We start from the raw sequence: 21,427 nt of genomic DNA on the forward strand, positions 1-21,427 counted from the left end.
TTTCTGGCTAGGATGCAGGAGGGGTCGGTTCCCCAAGGTGTCTCAAATGTGGTGGCCAATTACACCTTCTTGACGCTTCCCAGGGCCTCCTGCTATAGTGCCTAGTGCGGTCGGTCCGCGGTAGCTCAGCAGGTAGAGCGGCCGGCTGTTAACCGGTTGGTCGCAGGTTCGAGTCCTGCCCGCGGAGCCATATGGGGGCCTTAGGGCCCCCTGGGTCTTTTTTTAGGGGAGGCGAAAGGGTATAATCTTAACTCGTGCGGCCTGCCCGGCCCGGAAAGGAGGTGTGGATGCGCAAGTACGAGGTGAACATCATCCTGAGCCCCAACCTGGACCAGACCCAGCTTGCCCTGGAGAAGGAGATCATCGGGAAGGCCCTCGAGGCCCATGGGGCCCGGGTGGAAAAGGTGGAGGAATGGGGCCTTCGCCGCCTGGCCTACCCCATCGCCAAGGACACCCAGGGCTACTTCCTCTTGTACCAGGTGGAGATGCCCGAAGACCGGGTGAACAACCTGGCCCGGGAGCTTCGCCTGCGCGATAACGTGCGCCGGGTCATGGTGGTGAAAACCCAGGAGCCCCTCCTCACCAAGGCGTAGACTGTTCCCATGGCAAGAGGCCTGAACCGCGTTTTCCTTATCGGTACCCTTACCGCCCGTCCGGACATGCGCTACACCCCGGGGGGTATGGCCATTCTGGACCTGAACCTGGCGGGCCAGGATGCCCTCCTGGATGCCTCCGGCCAGGAACGGGAGGTGCCCTGGTACCACCGGGTGCGCCTTTTGGGCCGGCAGGCGGAGATGTGGGGAGACATCCTGGAAAGGGGGCAGCTGGTCTTTGTGGAGGGCCGGCTAGAGTACCGGCAGTGGGAGCGGGAAGGGGAGAAGCGGAGCGAGGTCCAGATCCGGGCGGACTTCATTGACCCCCTGGAGGGGAGGGGCCGCGAGACCCTCGAGGACGCCCGGGGCCAGCCCAGGCTCCGCCACGCCCTAAACCAGGTGATCCTCATGGGCAACCTCACCCGCGATCCCGATCTGCGTTACACCCCCCAGGGGACGGCGGTGGCCAGGCTGGGCTTGGCGGTGAACGAGCGCCGCCCGGGCCAGGGGCCGGACGGGGAGAGGACCCACTTCATAGAGGTTCAGGCCTGGCGCGACCTGGCCGAGTGGGCCTCCGAGCTCAAGCGGGGCGAGGGGCTTTTGGTGATCGGCCGTTTGGTGAACGACTCCTGGACGAGCTCTACCGGGGAGAGGCGCTTCCAGACCCGTGTGGAAGCCCTCAGGTTGGAGCGACCCACCCGTGGGCCTGAAAGGACCGGCGGAAGCAGGCCCCAAGAGCCAGGGCGCTCTGTCCAGACGGGTGGGGTGGACATCGACGAAGGACTGGAAGACTTCCCGCCGGAGGAGGATTTGCCGTTTTGAGCACGAAGAACGCTAAACCCAAGAAGGCGGTAAAAGAGGCGCAGAAGCGCCCTTCCAGGAAGGCCAAGGTCAAGGCCAGCCTGGGGGAGTTTGACCTTAAGGATTACCGCAACGTGGAGGTGCTGAAGCGGTTCCTGTCGGAGACGGGGAAGATCCTTCCCCGCCGCCGCACGGGGCTTTCCGCCAAGGAGCAGCGCATTCTGGCCCGCACCATCAAGCGGGCGAGGATTCTTGGGCTTCTTCCCTTCACGGAGAAGCTGGTGCGCAAATAGGGGGTGGACATGAAGGTCATCCTGCTGGAACCCCTGGAGAACCTGGGCGATGTGGGCCAGGTGGTGAACGTGAAGCCCGGCTACGCCAGGAACTACCTCCTGCCCCGGGGCCTGGCGGTCTTGGCCACGGAGAGCAACCTGAAGGCCCTCGAGGCCAGGATCCGTGCCCAGGCCAAGCGCCTGGCGGAGAGGAAGGCGGAGGCGGAGAGGCTTAAGGAGATTCTGGAGAACCTCACCCTTACCATTCCGGTGCGGGCGGGGGAGACCAAGATCTACGGCTCCGTGACCGCCAAGGACGTCGCTGAGGCCCTTTCGCGTCAGCACGGCATCACCATCGATCCCAAGCGCCTGGTGCTGGAAAAGCCCATCAAGGAGCTGGGGGAGTACGTCCTCACCTACAAGCCCCACCCCGAGGTGCCCATCGCCTTGAAGGTGAGCGTGGTGGCCCAGTAGGGGCCATGGGCCCGGCAGGCTGCGGGGACCCCTGGCATCCCAGGGGTCCTTAAGCTTTACCTATGGGGGCTGTGCTGATCACGGGAGCGGGTAGCGGCATCGGCCTGGCCACGGCCCGGCTCTTGGCGGAAAGGGGTTTTCGGGTCTATGGCGGGGTGCGCAAATCTGAGGATGCGGAGGCCCTTCGCGCCCTGGGGGCGGTGCCCCTTTTCCTGGATATAACCCAGGAGGAAAGCCTTGTGCAGGCCAGGAGGCTTCTGGAAGGGGAAGGGTTGGGGGGATTGGTGGCCAATGCGGGGGTGGCGGTGGCGGGGCCCTTGGAGCTTATTCCCCCTTCCGCTTTCCGCCAGGTGCTGGAGGTGAACGTCCTCGGGGCCTTCGCCACGGTGAGGGCCTTTTTGCCCCTTCTCCGAAAGAGCCGGGGGCGGGTGGTGCTCATGGGCTCGGTTTCCGGCCTGGTGGCCCTGCCCCTCATGGGGCCCTACGCCGCCAGCAAGTTCGCCCTCGAGGCCCTGGCGGATGCCCTGAGGGTGGAGCTCCTTCCCTTTGGGGTGAGGGTGGTCTTGGTGGAACCAGGACCCGTAGCCACCCCCATCTGGGAACGTTCGGAACGCTGGGCGGAAACCTATTTGGAACCGCCTCCCCCCGGTACGGAAAGGGTGTACGGCCGCTACCTGGAGGTGGTCCGCAGGGCGGCCCGGGCCAGCGCCAAAAGGGGCCTGCCCCCCGAGAGGGTGGCGGAGGTGGTGCTTAAGGCCCTCCAAGACCCAAGGCCCAGGGCCCGCTACCTGGTGGCCCCTAGGGGGTGGCAGACCCTTCTTCTCCGCCGCCTCCCTGAGGCCTTACGGGACCGGCTCCTGGCCCGCTTTCTGGCCTAGGCCAGCTCCAGGCTCACCAGAAGGATCAGGTGGCCCTCCTGCCGCTTCAGGATGCCCTCGAGGCTCCGTACGGGAAGGTGCTTGCGGAAGACCGCCAGCACCTCATCCATGAGCCCCTCCGCCAGCCCAGGGTCCAAGGCCTCGGGGTCAAGCTCCAAGAGCATCTCCAGCTGGGTTTCCGGGTTCATGGCCCTAGCCTAGGTCCCTCGGGTCAGAAGGCGGTCATGGCGGCTTTGCCCCATGGGCAAACAGGTTGGCGGCGCTGTGAGACCCCATACTTTAAGGGGGCTTTTCCCTGGCGTATGCTTAGGGACGTGGAGTTTCTGGTGGAGGACCTGGGCCTTTTGCCCTACTCCCAAGCCTGGGAGTACCAGAAAAGGGTGCACAAGGAGGTGGTGCGGGGCGAGCGCCCTCCCACCCTGCTGCTTTTGGAGCATCCCCGGGTGATCACCCTGGGCCGGAAGGCCACGGGGGAGAACCTCCTTTTCCCCGAAAACTGGTACCGGGAAAACGGCTTTGAGGTCTACTGGGTGGAGCGGGGTGGGGACGTCACCTACCATGGGCCCGGGCAGCTGGTGGGCTACCCCATCTTTCCCGTGGGCCGGGAGGTGCGCCGCTTCCTTCGGCAGATAGAGGAGGCCATCGTCAAGGTGGCGGCCTCCTATGGCCTAAAGGCCTACCCTACCCCGGGGTACGCGGGGGTCTGGGTGGGGGAGGACAAGCTTTGCGCCATCGGGGTGGCGGTGAAGGAGGAGGTGAGCTTCCACGGCTTTGCCCTCAACGTGAACACCGACTTAAACGACTTCTCCGTCATCATCCCCTGCGGGCTAAAGGGGAAGGGGGTCACCTCCCTGGAGCGGCTTTTGGGCCGCAAGGTCCCTATGCCGGAGGTGAAGGGCAGGGTGGTGCGGGCCTTCGCCGGGGTTTTCGGAATGGAGCCCCGTGTAAAGGAGGACCATCGTGAAGCCCAAGTTTGAAACCGTGGAGCTCCTTGCCCCCACCGGGGAGGTGGTGGAGCTCAAGGTGGTGAAGCACGGCCTAGCCCAGGCCCGGCCCGAGCCCGTGGACCGGAATAAGCCCGCATGGCTTAGGGCCACCCTGCCCACGGGGGCCAAGTACCAGGCCCTGAAGGCCACGGTGAACGAGCTCAAGCTCCACACCGTCTGCCAGGAGGCCCTTTGCCCCAACGTGGGGGAGTGCTGGAGCCACGGCACCCTTACGGTGATGATCCTGGGGAGCATCTGCACCCGGGCCTGCAAGTTTTGCGCCGTGGATACGGGAAACCCCAGGGGCATTGTGGATCCGGAGGAGCCCAGGAGGGTGGCCGAGGCCATTGCCCGGCTCCATATCCGCTACGTGGTCCTCACCAGCGTGGACCGGGACGACCTTCCCGATGGCGGGGCGGCCCACTTCGCCGCCACCATTCGGGCCATCAAGGAGAAGGCCCCTGGGGTCTTGGTAGAGGCCCTCACCCCCGACTTCCAGGGGGACCTTAAGGCAGTGGAAACGGTTTTGGATGCCGGTCCGGAGGTCTATGCCCAGAACCTGGAGACCGTGCGCCGCCTCACCCCCAGGGTGCGGGACCCCCGGGCGGGGTACGACCAGACCCTTGGGGTCCTGGCCCACGCCAAGCGCTACCGGCCTGACGTTCTTACCAAGAGTAGCCTCATGCTGGGCCTGGGGGAAACGGAGGAGGAGATCCTCGAGGCCATGCGGGACCTGAGGGCGGCCGGGGTGGATATCCTCACCCTGGGCCAGTACCTGCGCCCCACCCCCGCCCACCTGCCCGTGGAGCGCTACGTGCCCCCGGAGGACTTCAAGCGCTACGAGGCCTGGGGGTACGGGCTGGGCTTTAAGGAGGTCTTCGCCGGGCCCCTGGTGCGGAGCTCCTACCGGGCGGATAAGGTCTTCCTGGAGGCTTCAAAGAAGTAGAGGGCCTTTCCACCTGGTAGGCTAGAGCCATGACCGGAGGCCGCACCGCTGGCATGCCGCTTTTTCTTCTAGACCTCTTGGCTCTTCTCCTCTTTGCCGGAACCGGGCTTCTTTCCCATGGGCTTCCCATCACCCTGGGGGGCCTGGCCCGGAACGTGCTCCCCGTGCTTTTCGTCTGGCTCCTCCTTGCCCCCTTCCTCGGCACCTACCGCAGGCCCACCTGGGCTAACCTCCTCCTCACCTGGGCCATTGCCTTCCCCGCGGGGCTTTGGCTTAGGCAGATGGTCCTGGGCGGGGGCTTTGGGGTGGGGTTTTTCGTCTTCCTGGGCGTGGCCATGGCCTTTGGCCTTCTCTTCCTCCTCCTTTTCCGGGGCCTCGCCAAGCTTGTAAAGGTCTGGTAAAAAGGGGGCATGGAGAAGCTGGCCTTCCTCGGTCTTGGGGCCGTGGGCTACCCCATGGCCGGCCATCTGGCCAAGAGGTTTCCCACCCTGGTCTGGAACCGCACCTTCGCCAAGGCCTTAAAGCACCAGGAGGAGTTCGGCTCCCAAGCGGTCCCCCTGGAAGGGGTGGCGGAGGCCCAGGTGATCTTCACCTGCCTGCCCACCACCAAGGAGGTAAGCCAGGTGGCGGAGGCCCTCCTGCCCCACCTCCGGCCCGGCACCTACTGGGTGGACGCCACCAGCGGGGAACCCGAGGGAAGCCGCAAACTGGCGGAACGCCTTTTGGAAAAGGGCGTGGTTTACCTGGACGCCCCGGTATCCGGTGGGACCATGGGGGCGGAAAGGGGCACCCTCACGGTGATGATGGGGGGGCCCGAGGAGGCAGTGGAGAGGGTGAAGCCCTACCTGGCCTACGCCAAGAAGGTGGTCCACGTGGGGCCCGTGGGGGCGGGGCATGCGGTGAAGGCCATCAACAACGCCCTTTTGGCGGTGAACCTCTGGGCGGCGGGGGAAGGACTCCTCGCCTTGGTGCGGCAGGGGGTTTCCGCGGAGAAGGCCCTCGAGGTCATCAACGCCTCCAGCGGCCGCTCCAACGCCACGGAGAACCTGATTCCCCAAAGGGTTGTCACCCGGGCCTTCCCCAAGACCTTCGCCCTGGGCCTGTTGGTGAAGGACCTGGGGATCGCCATGGGGGTTTTGGATGGGGAAAAGGCCCCAAGCCCCCTACTTCGCCTCACCCGGGAGGTGTACGAGATGGCGGGGAGGGAGCTGGGCCCGGAGGCCGACCACGTGGAGGCCTTGAAGCTTTTGGAGCGCTGGGGCGGGGCGGAGATCCGCTAAGAATGAGGGAAGGCCTGCGGGCTGCCTGGCCTATTCCACGGCCCGGCCCTGAGGCCCTACCTGAAAGGAGGCCCTCCGGAAGCCTTTTTCCTCACCGACGAGCTCTTCGCCCTGGCCTTAAGGACGCTTCCTGGCCTTTCCCCGGAAAAGAGGCGGGGCTACTTCCTGGGCTTGGGTTTGGGAGCGTGCCTTTCCTGGAACCTGGGCACCGCCTTGGGGGCTAAGGGGCTTCTGGCCTGGCCCCGCCTGGGGGAGGCCCTTGCCTTTGCCCTTCCCGCCCTTTTTCTCCTCCTGGCCCTGCCCCATCTGCGGAACCCGGTGGCCCTTTTGGCGGGCGGAGTGGCCCTGGGGTTTCACCTCCTGGGCCAGACGGCCTGAGGTCTATTCCTGGCAGGGGTGGTGGGGCTTCTTTGGAAGGAACCCTGGAAAGGGCGAAAGGCATGACCCTGGTCCTTCTCCTTCTGGATTTGGGCACCCTTCTCCTCCGCTTCCTGCCCTGGCGGAGGGCAAAAAGCCTGAAGGCGGGCCAGGCAGGGCCCGCCTTGGTGGTGGCCCTTTTCCTGGTCTCCGCCTTTAGCCCGCCTCCTTCTTCCGAGTGGGTCCGGGCGGCCTTGGCCCTTCTTTGCACCTATCTGGGGCTTAGGCTCACCGGGAACCTAGGTGTGGCCGTCTTCCTGGGGGCAGGGCTTTACGGGCTCCTCGGGGCCCTGGGCTTTTAAGGGCCCGGTGGGGCAGAAGCCCCACCGGGGACTCCCAAAGAACCTGGTTGGGTCAACGGTTCAGGATGTGGATAGCCTGCTTGTGGAGGGCTTCTGCCGCCTCCATGAGGCCCTCGGAGAGGGTGGGATGGGGGTGGATGGTGAGGCCCAGGTCGGAGACCGTGGCCCCCATCTCCAGGGCCAAGGTGGCCTCGGCGATGAGCTCCCCCGCCTGAGGACCCACCACGAAGACCCCGAGAAGGAGGTCGGTTTCCGCATCCCCCACCACCTTCACCAGGCCCTCCGCCCCACCCAGGGTAAGGGCCCGGCCGCTGGCGGAAAAGGGAAACTTCCCCACCTTGACCTTATACCCCGCCTTCTCCGCCTCCTCCTCCGTGAGCCCCACCCCGGCCCATTCGGGGCCGGTGTAGACCACGCTGGGCACCTGGAAGTCGAAGAGGGCGTTTTTGCCGGCGGCGTTCTCGGCGGCCACCAGGCCCTCCTTCATGGCCTTGTGGGCGAGAAGGGGCGGTCTGGCCACGTCCCCGATGGCGTAGACCCCGGGGGCCGAGGTTTCCATGCGGGCATTCACCTGGATGAAGCCCCGTTCGTCCACCTTCACCCCGGCCTTCTCCAGGCCGAGCCCTTCCGTGCGGGGCCTGCGGCCCACGGCCACCAGGACCTTGTCCACTACGATCTCCTCTTGGTTTCCTCCCTGGGCGGCCTCGAGGAGCACGTGGAGGCCATCCTTTTTCTTCTCGTAACCCACCGCCTTGGTGCCCGTGCGTACCTTAAGGCCTTCCTTCTCCAGAGCCCTGCGCAGGAGGGCAGCGGTTTCCCTATCCCCTGCGGGGAGGATCTCCGGCATGTATTCGATCAGGGTCACTTCCGAGCCCAGGCGGTGGTAGATCTGGCCAAGTTCCAACCCCACCGCCCCGCCCCCGATCACCAAAAGGCGCTTGGGGATGCCCTCTTCCACCCTTAGGGCCCGGGTGGAGTCCCAGACATCCTCCCCAAAGGGAAAGCCCTTTAGGGGTTGAGGCTCGCTTCCCGTGGCGAGGATGAGAGCTTTGGCCCCATAGGTTTCCCCGTTTACCTCGATCTCCTTGGGCCCCTTGAAGCGGGCGAAGCCCCGCAAAAGCTCCACCTTATTGCCCTTGAGAAGCCCGGCTACCCCCCCGGTGAGCTTTTTCACCACGCCATCCCGCCAGGAGCCAAGCTGATTGAGGTCCAGCTCGGGCTTGGCCTTAAGGCCAAAGCCCTCGGCCTCCTTGAGGTGGCGTACGGTTTCCGCGGCGTGCAAAAGCGCCTTGGTGGGAATGCAGCCCACGTTCAGGCACACGCCCCCCACCTCGGCGGCCTCCACCGCCAGAACCTTAAGCCCGAGCTGCGCTCCCCGGATGGCGGCGTGGTAGCCGCCGGGTCCGGTGCCGATCACGATGAGGTCGTAGGTCTTCATGGGGTCTATCCTACATTTCCAGAAGGAGCAGGTCGGGGTTTTCCAGGAGCCGGATCACCTCCCGGGTGAAGGAGGCGGCCTCCGCCCCGTCCACCAGGCGGTGGTCAAAGGAAAGGGAAAGGTACATGATGTCCCGCGCCTGGATGGAGCCATCCGGCATCACCCAGGGCCGCTTCCGGATGGAGTGCACCCCCAGGACGGCGGCCTCGGGAACGTTGATGATGGGAAAGCTCATCAAAGCCCCCACGGAGCCGATGTTGGTGACGGTGAAGGTAGACCCCGTGACCTCCTCGGGAGAGAGCTTTCCTTCCCGGGCCTTGGTGGAGAGCTCGGCGATCTCCTGGGCTAGCTCCAGGATGTTTTTGCGGTCCACGTCCCGCACCACGGGCACGATGAGCCCCCTTTCCGTGGCCACCGCCAGGCCCAGGTGGTAGTAGCGTTTGTAGACGATCTCCTGCCTTTCCTCGTCCAGGCTGGTGTTCAGCATGGGGAACTTCTTCAAAGCCCGCACCACCGCCTTGAAGATGAAGGGGAGGTAGGTGAGCTTCACCCCCTGGCGTTCGGCCTCGGGCTTCAGGCGCTCCCTCAGGGCCACCAGCTCCGTGAGGTCGGCCTCGTCCACGTTTAGGGTGCGCACGGTGAAGAGGTGGCTCTGCCAAAGCCCCTGGGCGATGGTGCGGCGGATGCCCCTTAGGGGGATGCGCTCCTCCAGGTGCTCGTAGCCCTTGGGGGGGGTGTAGCGGGGTGGGGGCGGGAAGCCCGCGGGCAGGGGTGCTGGGGCCTCCTTGGGGCTTGGGGGTGGGGGTGCGGCCTGGGCCTTAAGCTGTTCGGCATAGGCCCGCACGTCCTCCACCCGGATGCGGCCCATGGGGCCGGAGCCGGGGATGGCCTCGAGGGGAATCCCCAGTTCCCGGGCCAGCTTCCGGGCGGCGGGGACCGCCAGCACCCGGCCTTGGGGCCTGGCCTCCTCTTTGACCTGGCTTTCCTGGAGGAAAGGGTTTTTCACGGCCACCTGGGTGGTGTCCGGTTTGAAGAGGGAGAGATCCTCCTTTTCCTCTTTTGGGGGAAGGCCGGGCTCCACGATGGAGCGCTCCTCCACCGCTTGCACGGGCGGAGCCTCCTCCTTTACCTCCTTTACCCCAGCCACGGCCTCCCCGGGCTCCGCCAGAAGGGCGATGGGGGCGTGGACCTTGACCACCTCCCCTTCCTTGGCCAGTTTTTTCAAAAGCACCCCCTCGTAGGGGGAGGGTAGCTCCACCGTGACCTTGTCGGTCATCACCTCCACGAAGGGCTGGTCCTTCTTGAGGTAGTCCCCTTCCTCCACCAGCCACTTGAGGATCTCGCCTTCCACCACGCTTTCCGCCAGTTCGGGCATGAGGATTTCCTTGGGCATAGGCCTCCTTACAGGTCTAAAAGCTTAAGAAGCTCTTCCCGCGTTAGGTTTCGCGCCTCCGCAATCTCCCATGGGATCCCCGCCAGGGTGGCCAGCTTAAGGGGATGGTGGCGGGGGATGGTGAGGTGGTGCTCCTGGCCTCCTTCGTTCCAGGTGGGGCGAATGTGGCTTCCCGTCTGCCACACCGCCTGGTAGTCCAGGCGGGACAAGCGCTTTGCCGGCTCCCCCCCATGGAGATCCCGGAGAAGCTTCACGGGGCCAGAACCTCCTCCCGGACGAAGAGCAAGCGGATGACCCTGGGGGCTTCCCCTTCGGGGAAGGGGCAACGCACGGCATCCTGCACCATCTCCTTAAGCTCCTCCCAGGTTTTCCCCTGGGTCAAGATGGGTTCCTCGAGGGCCCGGGCCACGTAGCCTCCCTCCTCCGCTTCCTCCACCATAAGCTCCTTGGGCATATCAGTAGTCTAACGCCCGCTTGGCGGCGTTGAGGATGCGGGTGACGGTGGGCAGGTACAGCTTGTCCTGGGCGTAGGGGTACGGGGTGTCAAACCCCGTCACCCGGATGGGAGGGGCGAGAAGCATGTCCAGGATGTCCTCGGCGAGGGTGGCCGCCACCTCGCTGACGAAGCTGGCGTGCCGGGGGGCGTCGGATACCAGCACGGCCCTTCCCGTTTTGGCCACGGAGTTCATCACCGCCTCGTAATCCCAGGGCATGAGGGTGCGGAGGTCCAGAACCTCGGCGGAAACCCCCGCCTTCTCCAGCTCCTCCGCCGCCTGGAGCACCTCGGGCATGACCGTGCCGTAGCCGATGAGGGTGAGGTCCTTCCCCTCCCGCCTGATGGCGGCCTTGCCCAGGGGCAGGACGTAGTCCTTCTCCGGCACCTCCTCCTTCACCGAGCGGTAAAGCCTTTTGGGCTCCAGGAAGACCACGGGGTCCTCGTCGCGGATGGCTGCCTTTAAAAGGCCCTTGGCGTCATAGGGGGTGGAAACCGCCACCACCTTGAGCCCGGCGGTGTGGACGAAAAGGGCCTCCGGGCTTTGGGAATGGTGGTGCCCTCCCTTGACCCCGCCCCCGGAGGGCATCCGCACCACCAGAGGGGCGGTGAACTGCCCTCCCGAGCGGTAGCGGAGCTTGGCCACCTGGCTCACCAGCTGGTCGAAGCCGGGGAAGATGTAGTCCGCAAACTGGATCTCGGCCACGGGCCTTAAGCCGTGGGCGGCCATACCCAGGGCGGCCCCCACGATGGCCGCCTCGGAAAGGGGGGCGTCCATAACCCGGTCGGGGCCGTACTTCTGCAAAAGGCCTTCCGTCACCAGGAAGACCCCGCCCCTCTTGCCCACATCCTCTCCCAGGACCACCACCCGGGGGTCCAGGGCCATCTCCTCGTCCAGGGCCCGGTTCAGGGCTTGCACCATGGTCATGAGGGCCATGGGGACCTCCTTAAAGCTCTTCCTTGAGAAGGGCCTCCTGGCGCTTTAGGTGCCAGGGCTTTTCCGCAAGGACGTCGTCGAACATCCACTCGGGGGGTACGGCGCCGGCCTCCTCGGCTTCCTTCAGGCCCCGCTCCAACTCGGCGCGGATCTCCGCCCTCAGGTCCTCCTCCCATTCCAGGTTCCAGAGGCCCCTTTCCTCCAGGAAGCGCTGGAAGCGGAGGATGGGGTCCCGTTTCCGCCAGGCCTCCACCTCCTCCTTGGGGCGGTAGCGGCTGTCGTCGTCCGCGGAGGAGTGGGGGCCATAGCGGTAGACCCTGAGCTCCACCAGGCTCGGGCCCTCTCCCATGCGGGCCCGCTCCACCGCCTCCTTCACCACGTAGTAGGAGGCCAGGACGTCCATGCCATCCACCAGATAGCCGGGGATGCCGAAGGCATGGGCCTTGTCGGCGAGGGTGGGGCTATGGGTCTGGCGGCTATAGTCCACGCTGATGGCGTAGAAGTTGTTCTCGGCGATGAAGACGGCAGGGGCGCCCTGCACGGCGGCGAAGTTGATCCCCGCATACCAGTCCCCCTCGCTGGTGGCCCCGTCCCCGAAGGTGCAGACCACCACCTGGCCCGTGCGCAAGAGCTTCATGCTGATGGCCGCCCCGGCGGCGGGGGGTACGTGGGAGGCGATGGGGCTGGCCACGGTGAAGTAGTTGAGGGCCTTGGACCCCGGGTGCTCGGGCATCTGCCGGCCCTTGTTGGGGTCGGCCTGGGTGGCCAGCATCTGGCCGAAAAGCTCCTTGGGCGGCAGGCCCAGGGCCAGGGCCAGGCCGTGGTCGCGGTAGTAGGGGAAGACCCAGTCAAAGCCCCTTCGAATGGCGTGGGCGATGCCCACCTGGGCGGCCTCGTGCCCGGCCGAAGGGGCGATGAAGCTGGTCTTGCCGGTGCGGATGAGGATGGTGTAGCGCTCATCCAGCATCCGGGCCGCCAGCATGTCCCGGTACAGGCGGCGTAGCTTATCCTCGTCCAGATCCAAGGGGAAGTCCCCCAGCCACTCCCCCTTCTCCCCGAGGAGCCTTATGGGCTCGGGGGTGAAGGGCTGAAGCCGGTGGGTGTCCTTTACCATAAAACCCTCCTTTTTCGGCGCTTTTGGCGCCCTTAGAGCCTGCCCTGGGTAAGGGCCTGAGGCTCCTTTATCGGGGTGGGCGAGGTCCCACTTTCCCTTCGCCTTGAGTATACCGGTCCTAAAATGGGGAGGTGCGCCTTAGGGTGGTGGCGGTGGGCAAACCCAGGTTGGATTACGCCCGGATGGGGGTGGAAGAGTATGCCATGCGCATCCGGAAATATGCTCCCCTCGAGGTCCACTTCGTCAAGGAGGCCCAGGACCTCCTGCCCAAGGCGGAAGGCCACCGCAAGGTGGTCCTGGACGAAAGGGGAAGGCTCTTCACCACGGAGAGGCTTCTGGAAGAGTTGAGGCGCTGGGAGGGGGAACGGTTGGCCTTTTTGGTGGGGGGCGCCGAAGGGTACCCTGAGGGGGTACGTGAGGGAGCCGACCTCCTCCTTTCCCTTTCCCCCCTTACCCTGCAGCACGAGCTGGCCCTTCTGGTCCTCATGGAGCAGCTTTACCGGATCCTCACCTTAAGGGCCGGGCATCCCTACCATCGGCCATGACCTACGAGGCCTTTGTGGCGTTGGTGGAAAGGCTTTGGGCGGAGATCCCCGAGGCCTTCAAGCGGGAGCTTCAGGGGGTGCACGTGTTTCCCCAAGCCAAACCGGAGCCTGGGCTAAGAGGGGTGTGGCGGCTTGGGGAGTACCTGGACCCCGGCCCCCCTTCCACCTTCCGGGGATTTGAGGGGCTCGGGCGGCACATCGCCCTCTACTATGGCTCCTTCCGAAGGGTGGCGGGCCCGGGGTTTGACTGGGAAGGGGAGGTCTGGGAAACCCTCCTCCACGAGTTAAGGCACCACCTGGAGTCCTTGGCGGGCCAGGACGACCTGGTGCGGGAGGACCTTATGCGCCTGGCCGAGTTTCGCCGGGGCGGGAGGCCTGGGGGAGAAGGCCGTTAGTTTCTCCCTTTAAGGGGCGCCGCTCGGCAAACCCCCCCGCCAGGGGATGGTAGTGGGCCACCTCAGGCTCGCCCTCCTGCCAGCAAAGGAAGACCACCTCGCCTCCAACCCGGGCGGGGAAGTCCACCAGGCCCCGGTCCAGGTCCTTGAGAAAGACCCCTAAGGAGGCCAGGTAGCGGGCGTCCGCCTCCAAGGAGCCCAGGAGAAAGCGCGCTTCCTCCTCGAGGTTCCTGCGCTCCAGCCCCCGGGCCTCGGGAAGCCGGGCCTGCACCTCGGAAAGCTCCTTCCGAGCCTGCCGCATCTGGGAGAGGACCCGCTGGATCTCGGGCAAGAGGGCGTCGGCCTCTTCCTTGGTGAAGATGCGGGCAAACATACCTGGCCTTATCCTAGCACAACCATTTTGAAAAATCTAAGCCTGGGATACTCAAGCATCGGGGGCCTGGGGTAGGAGGTCCACCTCCCCCGCCCCCACCCGTACCCCTTCCACCTGGAGGCTTCCATCGGGGAGTACGTCTTCCGCCACGCCCTCCACGAGGCCCCTTGCGGTGTGGACCCGCACCCTTTGGCCTAGGGTGTAGGAGGCCTTCCGGTAGAGGGGGAGGAGGGTTTCCGGGCTTTCCAGAAGGGGGAGGAGGCTTTCCAACTGGAGCAGGAAGCCCAAAAGCACCTCCCGCCGGGAAAGGGGAGCGAACTCCCTCAAGGCGGCGGCACCCTCGGGGGCCCAGTCCACGTTCACCCCTACCCCCAGGAGGACGTAGGCCACCTCCTCCCCCTCGGTCTTGGCCTCGAGGAGCACCCCGGCCAGCTTCCTGCGGTCGGGGGAGAGGAGGTCGTTGGGCCACTTGAGCCCCCCCACCCCCACCGCCCGCCAAAGGGCCAGGCCGGCAAGAAGGGGAAGGAGGCCCACGGAGGAGAGGGGAAGGGTGGGGCGGAGGAGGAGGGAGAAGGTGAGGCTTTCCCCCGGGCTGCTTTCCCAGCGCCTTCCCCGCCTTCCCCGGCCCCTTTCCTGCACCTCGGCCAGGACCAGGGCTCCCTCCTCGACTCCTGCCTCCGCCCAGGCCCTTAGGACATCCTGGGTGCTCCCCACCCGCCCCAGGTAGCGGTAGGGCCGGCCCAATCGCCCCAGGGGATGGAAGAGGTGGGGCAGGGGGGTACCGGGCCGGATGCGGTAGCCCTTCCGGCCCATCTCCACGGGGAAGCCCTCGGCGAGAAGCCTTTTCGCCTCCTTGGAAACCGCCTGGCGACTTACCCCAAGCCTTTGGGCTAGGGCCTCGCCGCTTTGGTATGCCTCGGTGAGAAGGTCCAGAAGGCCCGGCATCAGGCCAGTTCCACCTGGGAGAGATCCCCCAGGATCAGGCGGTGGGCCCGGGGGAGGCCATCGCGGTTTTTCACCTGGGCCCCTACCCCCAGGATGCTCTCCTGCAGGCGTAAGGCCACGTCTTCCAGGATGGCGTGGTCCTCGAGGATGGAGTACTCCACCTCCGAGCGCACCACCTTGGCGCCTGGCCCCAAGGAGGTGAAGGGCCCGATGTAGGCTCCTTCCACCACCGCGCCCTCCCCGATGAAGGCGGGGCCGATCACGGTGCTTTTCCGTATCCTAGCCCCTCTCTCCACCACCACCCGCCCGGTGAGCTGGCTTTCCACCACCTCCCCCTCCACCCAGGGTTCCAGTTCTTCCAGGATGAGGCGGTTGGCCTCCAGGAGGTCTTGGGGGCGGCCGGTGTCCTTCCACCACCCCTCCACCTCCACCCCCACCACCCTCTTCCCCCGGTCGATGAGGCCCTGGATGGCGTCGGTGATCTCGTACTCTCCCCGGGCGGAGGGCTTGAGCCCCTCGATGACCTCCAGCACCTCCGGGGTGAAGACATAAACCCCGGCCACCGCCAGGTTTGAGGGGGGCTCCTGGGGTTTTTCCAGAAGGCGCACGATCCTTTCCCCTTCCAGCACCGCCACCCCGAACTGGCTGGGGTTTTCCACCCGCACCAGGGCGATCACCGCGCTCACCCCCGGGGTAAAGGCCTGGAGAAAGCGGGCGATTCCCTTCTGGAAGAGGTTATCCCCCAGGTAGAGGACGAAGGGGCTTGGGCCCAGGAAGTCCCTGGCCACGGCCACCGCATGGGCCAGGCCCTGGGGCTCCTCTTGCAGGATGTAGCGCACGTGGTAACCCGAAAGGGCTTCCTGGATGTCCTTTTCCGTTTCCGGGGAAACCACCACCCCGATCTCCTCTATCCCCGCTTGCAGGAGGTTTTCCAGGCCGTAGTGGAGGATGGGCCTCCCCGCCACCCGGATCACCGGCTTGGGCCTTGTGTGGGTGAGGGGACGGAGCCTTGTGCCCCGTCCGGCAGCCAGAATGAGTCCTTTCACGCTAGGGAGTATACCCGTAAAATAAGGAGAAGGATGCCCAAGGCTTCCGTACGCATGGCTTACGCCTACGACCGCCTCCGGGCCTACCCCCCGGAGGTGGCGGGCCGCATCGCCACCGCCATAGGGAATGCCCTGGGGGTGCGGGGGGAGGAGGCGGTGCTCCTGGAGCTTGGGGTGGGTACCGGGCGCATCGCCCTGCCCCTCATCGCCCGGGGATACCGCTACCTGGCCCTGGACAAGGATCCCGGCATGCTGGAGGTCTTCCGCCAGAAGGCGGCGGGGGTTATGCGCAAGGTGCGCCTTATAGAGGCCGATGCCCGGGCCATTCCCCTGCCCGATGAGAGCGTGCACGGGGTCATCGTGGTCCACCTCTGGCACCTCCTCCCCGACTGGCCCAAGGCCCTGGCGGAGGCCTTGAGGGTGCTGAAGCCGGGAGGGGTGCTCCTGGAGGGCTGGGACGAGATGGAGGCGGAGGAGGAGCGCCTGATCCAGGAAAGGTGGCGCTCCCTGGTGGAGGCGGAGGGCGTGGGGGTGGTGCGGGGCTTGCACAGAAAGCGCCTCGAGGAGGTGGAGGAAGCCCTAAAGCGGCTTGGCCTCAGGCCCAAGGCGAAGCCGGTGGTCCAGTGGCGGGAGGAGCGCACCCTGCGCCAGGCCCTCGAGGCCCTGGAGGAAAGGCTTTACTCCTTCACCCAGCTGGTCCCCGAGGAGGTGCACGAGCGCATCATGCCCGGGCTCTGGGCCTGGGCCCAGGGGGAGTTTGGCGATTTGGACCGCTCCTTCACCCTGGAAAGGAGCTTTACCTTGCGGGCCACCCGCATGGCCTGATACCACCCCATGGCAGGGCCACGCTTAAGCTCTTGCTTAAGAGATTTACCTTCTTGGCCCGATAGGCTTAAAGGATGAAGGCCATTCGCATTTCCACCCCCAAGGAAGGTTTGGTGAACATCACCCGCCAGGTGGAGGAGGTCTTGGCCGGGCACACCGGCTTGGTTTACCTCTTCGTTCCCCACACCACCTGTGGCCTTACCGTGCAGGAGGGGGCGGATCCCGATGTGGCCCACGACCTTCTCGCCCGCTTGGAGGAGCTCGCTCCCAGGGTGCATCCCAAGGACCGGCATGCGGAGGGGAACTCCCACGCCCACCTGAAAAGCCTCCTCACCGGGGTGCACCTCCTCCTTCCCGCCGAGGGGGGGAGGCTTAGGCTTGGCCGCTGGCAACAGGTGTTCCTGGCGGAGTTCGACGGACCGAGGCTGCGGGAGGTGTGGGTCAAGCTCCTCTAGCTGGGCCCGCTTAGACCCAGCGCACTTCCTGCACGCTTTTCACTCCCCTTAGGGCCTGGACGAGGAATTCCCGCTCCCCGTCCTGCACGGTGAGGCGGAGGCGGATGCGGGCCAGGGGCCCGAGGATCCGGGTCTCCGAGCCCAGGGCGCTCTTGCCCGCCTCGGCCACCACCTGCATCACGTCCCTCAGGAGGCCCGCACGGTCTTGGGCCAGGACCTCGAGGGTGACCACCTTGCCCCCCACCCCCTCCCAGTAGGCCCCAATGACCCGGTCGGCCTCCGGCCCCTGGAGGATGCGGCGCAGGTTGGGGCAGTCCGCCCGGTGGATGGTGACCCCCCGGCCCCGGGTGACGAAGCCCAGGATGGCGTCCCCCTTCATGGGCTCGCAGCAGGAGGCCAGGCGGATGGGCGCCTGGAGGTCCTGCTCCAGGCGGATCCCCCATTCGTTCTTGGGGATGGCCTTGGGTTTTTCCGGCTTGAGGAGGGCCTTGGGGTAAAGCTTCTCCGCCACCTGCTTGGGGGTGATGCGGTTCAGGGCCAAGGCCAGGTAGAGCTCCTCGGGAGAAGGGGCGATGCCCAGCTTTTTGGCGGCCTCCTCCAGCTGGCTGTCGCTGGGCTTGGGGAGGCTGCGGCGCTTCAGGTAACGCTCCAGGAGGTTCTGTCCCCTCTCCAAGGTTTCCTGGCGCTCCTGGGTGCGGAAGTACTGGCGGATCTTGCTCTTGGCGCTCCGGGTTTTGGCGAACTCCAGCCAGTCCTTGGAGGGATGGGCGCTTTTGCTGGTGAGGATCTCCACGATCTCCCCGTTTTGTAGCTCGTAGGAGAGGGGAACGATCCGCCCGTTCACCTTGGCCCCCACCATGTGGTGCCCCACCTCGGTGTGGATGTGGTAGGCGAAGTCCACGGGGGTAGCCCCCTTGGGCAGATTGATGATCCGCCCCTTGGGGGTGAAGACGAAGACCCTGCCCCCGAGGAGGTCCCGGGTCACCGCCTCCACGAACTCCCGGGAGCTGCTAAACTCCTGCTGCCATTCCTGGATGCTTTTAAGCCAGGAAACCCGCCTTTTTAGCTCCTCGGGGTCGGTGAGGCCCTCCTTGTAAAGCCAGTGGGCGGCGATCCCGTACTCGGCCACGCGGTGCATCTTTTGGGTGCGGATCTGCACCTCCAGGGGAAGCCCCTCCAGGGCGATGACCGTGGTGTGGAGGGACTGGTAGCCGTTGGGCTTGGGCACGGCGATGTAGTCCTTGACCCTTCCGGGGATGGGTTGCCAAAGGGCGTGGACCAGGCCCAGGACGTGGTAGCAAACCTGCTTTTCCCTTAAGGCCCTGCCCTCCTCCGTGGGGGCGGGCCTGGGGTCCAGGATGACCCGGACCGCAAGAAGGTCGTAGATCTGCTCCAGGGCCTTTCCCTCCCGCTCCATCTTCTTCCAGATGGAGTAGAGGTGCTTGGGGCGGCCCGTCACCTCCAGGCCTTGTAGCTGGGCCTGGAGGAGCTCGTCCTTCCTTAGGGCTTCCTCCAGGGTCGCTATGGCCTTTCGGATGATCTGCTCCCGAGCCTCCTGGGTTTCCTGGATGCGGGAGAGGAGGGCGTGGTAGGCCTCGGGGTGGAGGTAGCGGAAGGAGAGGTCCTCCAGCTCCCACTTGAGCTGCCCCATCCCCAGGCGGTGGGCCAGGGGGGCGTAGATCTCCAGGGTTTCCTGGGCGATGCGTCTTTGCTTCTCGGGGGGCATGTGCTCCAGGGTACGGAGGTTGTGAAGGCGGTCCGCCAGCTTCACGATGATGATGCGCACGTCCTCCGCCATGGCGATGAACATCTGGCGGAGGTCCTCGGCCCGTTTCTCCTCCCCCTCGAGGTTGGCCAGCTTGTAGAGCTTGCTGACCTTGGTCTCCCCCTCCACCAGCCTGCGCACCCCTGGCCCAAAGCGCCTTTCCAGCTCCTCGGGGGCCACCCCGCAGTCCTCCAGGGTGTCGTGGAGGAGGCCCGCCATCACGGTATCCGCATCCATGCGCAAGGAGGCCAGGATCTCCGCCACCGCCACCGGGTGGGTGATGTAGGGCTCCCCGCTTCTCCTGAGCTGGCCCCGGTGGGCCTCCTCGGCGAAGAGGTAGGCCTCCCGCACCTTCTCCCGTTCCCCCGCTGGGAGGTAGTCTAGAAGGGGTGCAAGTTTGTCCCAAAGAGCCGAAACGGATACCACCATTCTTTAGTGTAGCACGCTTAGGAGGTGAGTTCCAGGAGGAAGGCGGATAGGCTGGTTTTTCCCAGCACGGCTACCAGGGTGCGGCCTTTGTGCGGGGCCAGGACCAGGGCCTGTTCCCCCAGGAGGATGGCCGCAGGCCCCCGGGTCTGGCCCAGGCTTTTATCCAGCTGGTCCAGGGCCTGGACCAGGGCCTCCAGGGGTTCCCTGGGCAGGGGCAAGGCCTCCCCCAAATAGCCCAGCACCTCCACCCCGGGAAGGCGCAAGGGGGCGAGGTCCGCCTCCAGGTCCATGGGAGAGGGGGCCTCCGGTGCCTTTGCCTGGGCTTGGGCCCTTCCCTGGTCGAAGACCCCCAGGAGAGCCTCGAGGTCCTCGCCCTTGATCTCCTGGAGCACAGCCTTGGCCGCCTCTTGCTCCTTTTCCAGCTCCCGGAGAAGGGCCTCCGCCTGGCCCAGGGTCTTCTCCACCTGGAGGAGGCCTTGGGGTCCCAGGCGGGGAAGCTTTTCCTGGGCGCTTTTCAGCACCGGCAGAAGGGGCCTCAGACGGCGGTTCGTTTCGCTTTGGAACCCCTCGAGGCGGGGGTAAGCCTGGAAGAAGGCGGTGAGGCGGGTGGTGAGCTCCTCCCGCTTCGCCTCCATCCGCCGCTTTAAGGCTTCCAGGGCCCGGGCGATGGGGGTGGGGTCGGGGAGGGGCTTGCCCTTTTCCTCGGCGATGGCCCGCAAGACCCCCTCCCCCCCGAAGCCGCGGAAGCGCTCCGCCAGGGCCTGGAGGCGGGAAAGCTCCAGAAGGGCTTCCTGCCGGGCCTGGGCCTTGGCCTCCTCCAGGCTCTTCCGTAAGGACCCCAGATCGGGAAGGCCTCCCTGGGCCAGGAGGGCCTCCGCCTCCGCCACCTTTTCCTTTAGGCCCAGGGCCAGGGCCTCGGGCTTTAGGGCCTCCAGGGCCTGGGCTGCCTCGGTTAGCTTGGCCCTTAGGGCGTCCTCCTCCCCTTGGGCCTTGAGGAGCTCGGCATATCGGGCCCGCACCTCGGGAAGCCTTTGGGGAAGGGCCTCCAGGGGGAGCGCCCTCAGTTCCTCCATGAGGGGGCGGAAGGCCTCGCCCTTTTCCCTTAGCTCCGCCATTAGGGCTTCCTTTTCCTGGAGGAGGCGCTTTTCCTCCTCCGCCCTGCGCTGGGCCTCCGCCTCGAGGCGCCTCAGCTCCTCCTCCAGGGGAAGGAGGTCGGGGTAGCCCCCCTCCTCCAGGGTTTCCTCGGCCAGCTTTAAGGCCTGCCTCAGGGGGTGCTTGGCTTCCTCGGGCAGGGAGAGGAGGCGCAGGGCCTCCTGAAGCTGGATCAGGCGGGCCCGCTTCTCGGCCCTGAGGTTTCTCTCGGCCTCCTGGAAGGCTTCCTCCAGGGCCTTTAGCTTCTCCCCCACAGGGGTGCCCGCCTCCAGGAGGGCCTGGACCTCGGCGAGCAGGGGGCTTACCGTGGCCCTTTCCACCAGGGGCGCATAGCGGCTTAAGAGCTCCTCCAGCCGGCGCTTCTCCTCCTCCACCTCTAGGGCCAGGATCCGCTGGCTGGCCTCCTGGGATAGGGCCTCGAGGTCCACCAAAAGCTCCCCTTCCAGCTCGGAGGCCTCCTCCACGGTGAGGAAGACGTCCGTGGGGTGGGAGGAAGGGGTTTCCGGGGGTGTTTCCTGGGTTTCAAAGACGATCTCCGGCAAGGTGGGGGCCCTGACGGCGCTGGACTCCAGGAACTTCCTTAGCTCCAGGGCCAGGCTCCGGGCCCGCTCCGCCTCCGCCTGGGCCAGGATGCCCTCCTTCTGAGCCTGGCGGATGGTTTCCACCAGGCTCTCCAGCCGCCGCACCTTGGGCCCTCCCAGGTGGCGCACCCTTTCCAGGGCCTCCTCCAGGTGGGCCAGGTCCTGGGCCTGGCGCAGGAGGGCCTCCTCTAGTTTCTCCTCCAGGGTCTCCAAAAGCTCCTCCCCCTCCGCCAAAAGCCCGGGGTCCGGGGCCTGGCGCAGACGATTGACCAGGGCTCGGAGGCGGGCCACCTCCGGCCAGTCCACGTAGAGCCCGAAGCGCTTCAAGCCCTGTTCCAGCTTGGCCAGCCTAGCCCCTTGGCCCTCTATCTGGGCCAGCACCCCCTCCACCAACCGCCTGGCCTCCTCCGGGCGCATGCGGACCTGGAGTTCGCGGTACACCAAGCCCTTCAAGAGGTGGGCCCCATCCGCCGGGGTGAGCTCGGAAGGCCGTCTGCCCAGGCGCTTTAGCCCCTCCTCCAACACCGCCTCGGCCCGGGCGCCCAGGTGGGGGCGGATGGCCTCCAGGATGGTTTTGTAAACGTCTGGCATC

The 21,427-nt window shown here is 66.1% G+C and carries 26 protein-coding genes, 1 tRNA gene and 1 pseudogene; 16 read left to right on the plus strand and 12 right to left on the minus strand.

The window, feature by feature from the left end; genetic code table 11:
• Positions 1-114: 114 nt before the first annotated feature.
• From C2847_RS10345 to C2847_RS10370, 6 genes are all read left to right on the plus strand, one after another.
• Positions 115-190 (plus strand) — tRNA-Asn (locus C2847_RS10345).
• 97 nt (positions 191-287) lie between these two features.
• Positions 288-593, plus strand: coding sequence for a 30S ribosomal protein S6 (rpsF, locus tag C2847_RS10350; protein WP_105318274.1), 306 nt, complete (start codon positions 288-290; stop codon positions 591-593).
• A gap of 9 nt (positions 594-602) precedes the next feature.
• On the plus strand, positions 603-1,415 hold the full coding sequence (locus C2847_RS10355; RefSeq protein WP_105318275.1) for a single-stranded DNA-binding protein: 813 nt from the start codon (positions 603-605) through the stop codon (positions 1,413-1,415).
• Positions 1,412-1,687 (plus strand): 30S ribosomal protein S18, encoded by a 276-nt coding sequence (gene rpsR, locus C2847_RS10360; protein WP_105318276.1) that lies wholly within the window; start codon positions 1,412-1,414, stop codon positions 1,685-1,687. The genes C2847_RS10355 and rpsR overlap by 4 nt, the downstream gene beginning before the upstream one ends.
• 9 nt (positions 1,688-1,696) lie before the next feature.
• The gene (rplI, locus tag C2847_RS10365; protein ID WP_105318277.1) at positions 1,697-2,140 is read left to right on the plus strand and encodes a 50S ribosomal protein L9; all 444 of its coding nucleotides are present in this window, start codon (positions 1,697-1,699) and stop codon (positions 2,138-2,140) included.
• Between the two features lie 62 nt (positions 2,141-2,202).
• Positions 2,203-3,018: an SDR family oxidoreductase gene (locus C2847_RS10370; RefSeq protein ID WP_105318278.1), complete on the plus strand. Its 816-nt coding sequence runs from the start codon at positions 2,203-2,205 to the stop codon at positions 3,016-3,018.
• Here the strand turns inward: C2847_RS10370 and C2847_RS10375 are convergent.
• Positions 3,015-3,206, minus strand: a complete 192-nt coding sequence (locus tag C2847_RS10375; RefSeq protein WP_105318279.1) for a hypothetical protein — start codon at positions 3,204-3,206, stop codon at positions 3,015-3,017. The genes C2847_RS10370 and C2847_RS10375 overlap by 4 nt on opposite strands.
• A gap of 126 nt (positions 3,207-3,332) precedes the next feature.
• Between C2847_RS10375 and lipB the strand changes: the two genes are divergently transcribed.
• From lipB to C2847_RS10405, 6 genes and pseudogenes are all read left to right on the plus strand, one after another.
• The gene (lipB, locus tag C2847_RS10380) at positions 3,333-3,995 is read left to right on the plus strand and encodes a lipoyl(octanoyl) transferase LipB (RefSeq protein ID WP_105318315.1); all 663 of its coding nucleotides are present in this window, start codon (positions 3,333-3,335) and stop codon (positions 3,993-3,995) included.
• Positions 3,979-4,950 (plus strand): lipoyl synthase, encoded by a 972-nt coding sequence (gene lipA, locus C2847_RS10385; protein WP_105318280.1) that lies wholly within the window; start codon positions 3,979-3,981, stop codon positions 4,948-4,950. Before lipB ends, lipA begins: the two co-directional genes overlap by 17 nt.
• Positions 4,951-5,003: 53 nt before the next feature.
• Entirely contained in the window at positions 5,004-5,351 is a 348-nt protein-coding gene (locus C2847_RS10390) for a DUF3054 domain-containing protein (RefSeq protein ID WP_105318316.1), read from the plus strand.
• A gap of 9 nt (positions 5,352-5,360) precedes the next feature.
• The gene (locus C2847_RS10395; RefSeq protein ID WP_105318281.1) at positions 5,361-6,230 is read left to right on the plus strand and encodes an NAD(P)-dependent oxidoreductase; all 870 of its coding nucleotides are present in this window, start codon (positions 5,361-5,363) and stop codon (positions 6,228-6,230) included.
• 30 nt (positions 6,231-6,260) lie between these two features.
• Positions 6,261-6,674: pseudogene (locus C2847_RS12880) on the plus strand (AzlC family ABC transporter permease); the annotation flags it as partial.
• Positions 6,671-6,949: a branched-chain amino acid transport gene (locus C2847_RS10405; protein WP_105318317.1), complete on the plus strand. Its 279-nt coding sequence runs from the start codon at positions 6,671-6,673 to the stop codon at positions 6,947-6,949. The pseudogene C2847_RS12880 and the gene C2847_RS10405, both read left to right, overlap by 4 nt.
• A gap of 52 nt (positions 6,950-7,001) precedes the next feature.
• Here C2847_RS10405 and lpdA read toward each other — a convergent pair whose 3' ends face one another.
• The 6 genes from lpdA to C2847_RS10435 are packed head-to-tail and all read right to left on the minus strand — an operon-like array spanning position 7,002 to position 12,324.
• Positions 7,002-8,387, minus strand: a complete 1,386-nt coding sequence (lpdA, locus tag C2847_RS10410; protein ID WP_105318282.1) for a dihydrolipoyl dehydrogenase — start codon at positions 8,385-8,387, stop codon at positions 7,002-7,004.
• A gap of 10 nt (positions 8,388-8,397) precedes the next feature.
• Positions 8,398-9,780, minus strand: a complete 1,383-nt coding sequence (locus C2847_RS10415) for a dihydrolipoamide acetyltransferase family protein (protein ID WP_105318283.1) — start codon at positions 9,778-9,780, stop codon at positions 8,398-8,400.
• Between the two features lie 8 nt (positions 9,781-9,788).
• Positions 9,789-10,034, minus strand: coding sequence for a type II toxin-antitoxin system HicA family toxin (locus C2847_RS10420; RefSeq protein ID WP_105318284.1), 246 nt, complete (start codon positions 10,032-10,034; stop codon positions 9,789-9,791).
• Entirely contained in the window at positions 10,031-10,234 is a 204-nt protein-coding gene (locus C2847_RS10425; RefSeq protein WP_105318285.1) for a 2-oxoisovalerate dehydrogenase, read from the minus strand. The genes C2847_RS10420 and C2847_RS10425 overlap by 4 nt, the downstream gene beginning before the upstream one ends.
• A 1-nt stretch (position 10,235) precedes the next feature.
• Positions 10,236-11,210 (minus strand): alpha-ketoacid dehydrogenase subunit beta, encoded by a 975-nt coding sequence (locus C2847_RS10430; RefSeq protein ID WP_105318286.1) that lies wholly within the window; start codon positions 11,208-11,210, stop codon positions 10,236-10,238.
• Positions 11,211-11,220: 10 nt separating this feature from the next.
• Positions 11,221-12,324, minus strand: coding sequence for a thiamine pyrophosphate-dependent dehydrogenase E1 component subunit alpha (locus C2847_RS10435; RefSeq protein ID WP_105318287.1), 1,104 nt, complete (start codon positions 12,322-12,324; stop codon positions 11,221-11,223).
• Between the two features lie 131 nt (positions 12,325-12,455).
• On the opposite strand from C2847_RS10435, the gene C2847_RS10440 reads away from it, so the two are divergent.
• Positions 12,456-12,869: a 23S rRNA (pseudouridine(1915)-N(3))-methyltransferase RlmH gene (locus C2847_RS10440; protein ID WP_105318288.1), complete on the plus strand. Its 414-nt coding sequence runs from the start codon at positions 12,456-12,458 to the stop codon at positions 12,867-12,869.
• Positions 12,866-13,264 (plus strand): metallopeptidase family protein, encoded by a 399-nt coding sequence (locus C2847_RS10445; protein WP_105318289.1) that lies wholly within the window; start codon positions 12,866-12,868, stop codon positions 13,262-13,264. The genes C2847_RS10440 and C2847_RS10445 overlap by 4 nt, the downstream gene beginning before the upstream one ends.
• Here C2847_RS10445 and C2847_RS10450 read toward each other — a convergent pair.
• From C2847_RS10450 to C2847_RS10460, 3 genes are read right to left on the minus strand one after another with little or no spacing between them, the layout of a single operon-like run.
• The gene (locus C2847_RS10450; RefSeq protein WP_105318290.1) at positions 13,209-13,637 is read right to left on the minus strand and encodes a DUF2203 domain-containing protein; all 429 of its coding nucleotides are present in this window, start codon (positions 13,635-13,637) and stop codon (positions 13,209-13,211) included. The genes C2847_RS10445 and C2847_RS10450 overlap by 56 nt on opposite strands.
• Positions 13,638-13,688: 51 nt before the next feature.
• Positions 13,689-14,582 (minus strand): biotin--[acetyl-CoA-carboxylase] ligase, encoded by an 894-nt coding sequence (locus C2847_RS10455; RefSeq protein ID WP_105318291.1) that lies wholly within the window; start codon positions 14,580-14,582, stop codon positions 13,689-13,691.
• Complete coding sequence (locus C2847_RS10460; protein ID WP_105318292.1) at positions 14,582-15,628, minus strand: glucose-1-phosphate thymidylyltransferase; 1,047 nt, start codon at positions 15,626-15,628, stop codon at positions 14,582-14,584. Before C2847_RS10460 ends, C2847_RS10455 begins: the two co-directional genes overlap by 1 nt.
• Positions 15,629-15,661: 33 nt before the next feature.
• Between C2847_RS10460 and C2847_RS10465 the strand changes: the two genes are divergently transcribed.
• Complete coding sequence (locus C2847_RS10465) at positions 15,662-16,453, plus strand: class I SAM-dependent methyltransferase (RefSeq protein WP_105318293.1); 792 nt, start codon at positions 15,662-15,664, stop codon at positions 16,451-16,453.
• 74 nt (positions 16,454-16,527) lie between these two features.
• Entirely contained in the window at positions 16,528-16,908 is a 381-nt protein-coding gene (locus tag C2847_RS10470) for a secondary thiamine-phosphate synthase enzyme YjbQ (protein WP_105318294.1), read from the plus strand.
• 10 nt (positions 16,909-16,918) lie between these two features.
• Here C2847_RS10470 and C2847_RS10475 read toward each other — a convergent pair whose 3' ends face one another.
• Both C2847_RS10475 and C2847_RS10480 read right to left on the minus strand, forming a co-directional pair.
• Positions 16,919-19,102 carry a RelA/SpoT family protein gene (locus C2847_RS10475; protein WP_105318295.1) on the minus strand — a complete coding sequence of 728 codons (2,184 nt, stop codon included), beginning with the start codon at positions 19,100-19,102 and terminating at the stop codon, positions 16,919-16,921.
• A 17-nt stretch (positions 19,103-19,119) separates the two neighbouring features.
• A complete protein-coding gene (locus tag C2847_RS10480) occupies positions 19,120-21,426 on the minus strand; it encodes a coiled-coil domain-containing protein (protein WP_105318296.1) in 2,307 nt (768 codons plus the stop codon).
• Between the last annotated feature and the right edge of the window lies 1 nt (position 21,427).

Source organism: Thermus tenuipuniceus (assembly GCF_002964845.1).
GTDB lineage: Bacteria > Deinococcota > Deinococci > Deinococcales > Thermaceae > Thermus > Thermus tenuipuniceus.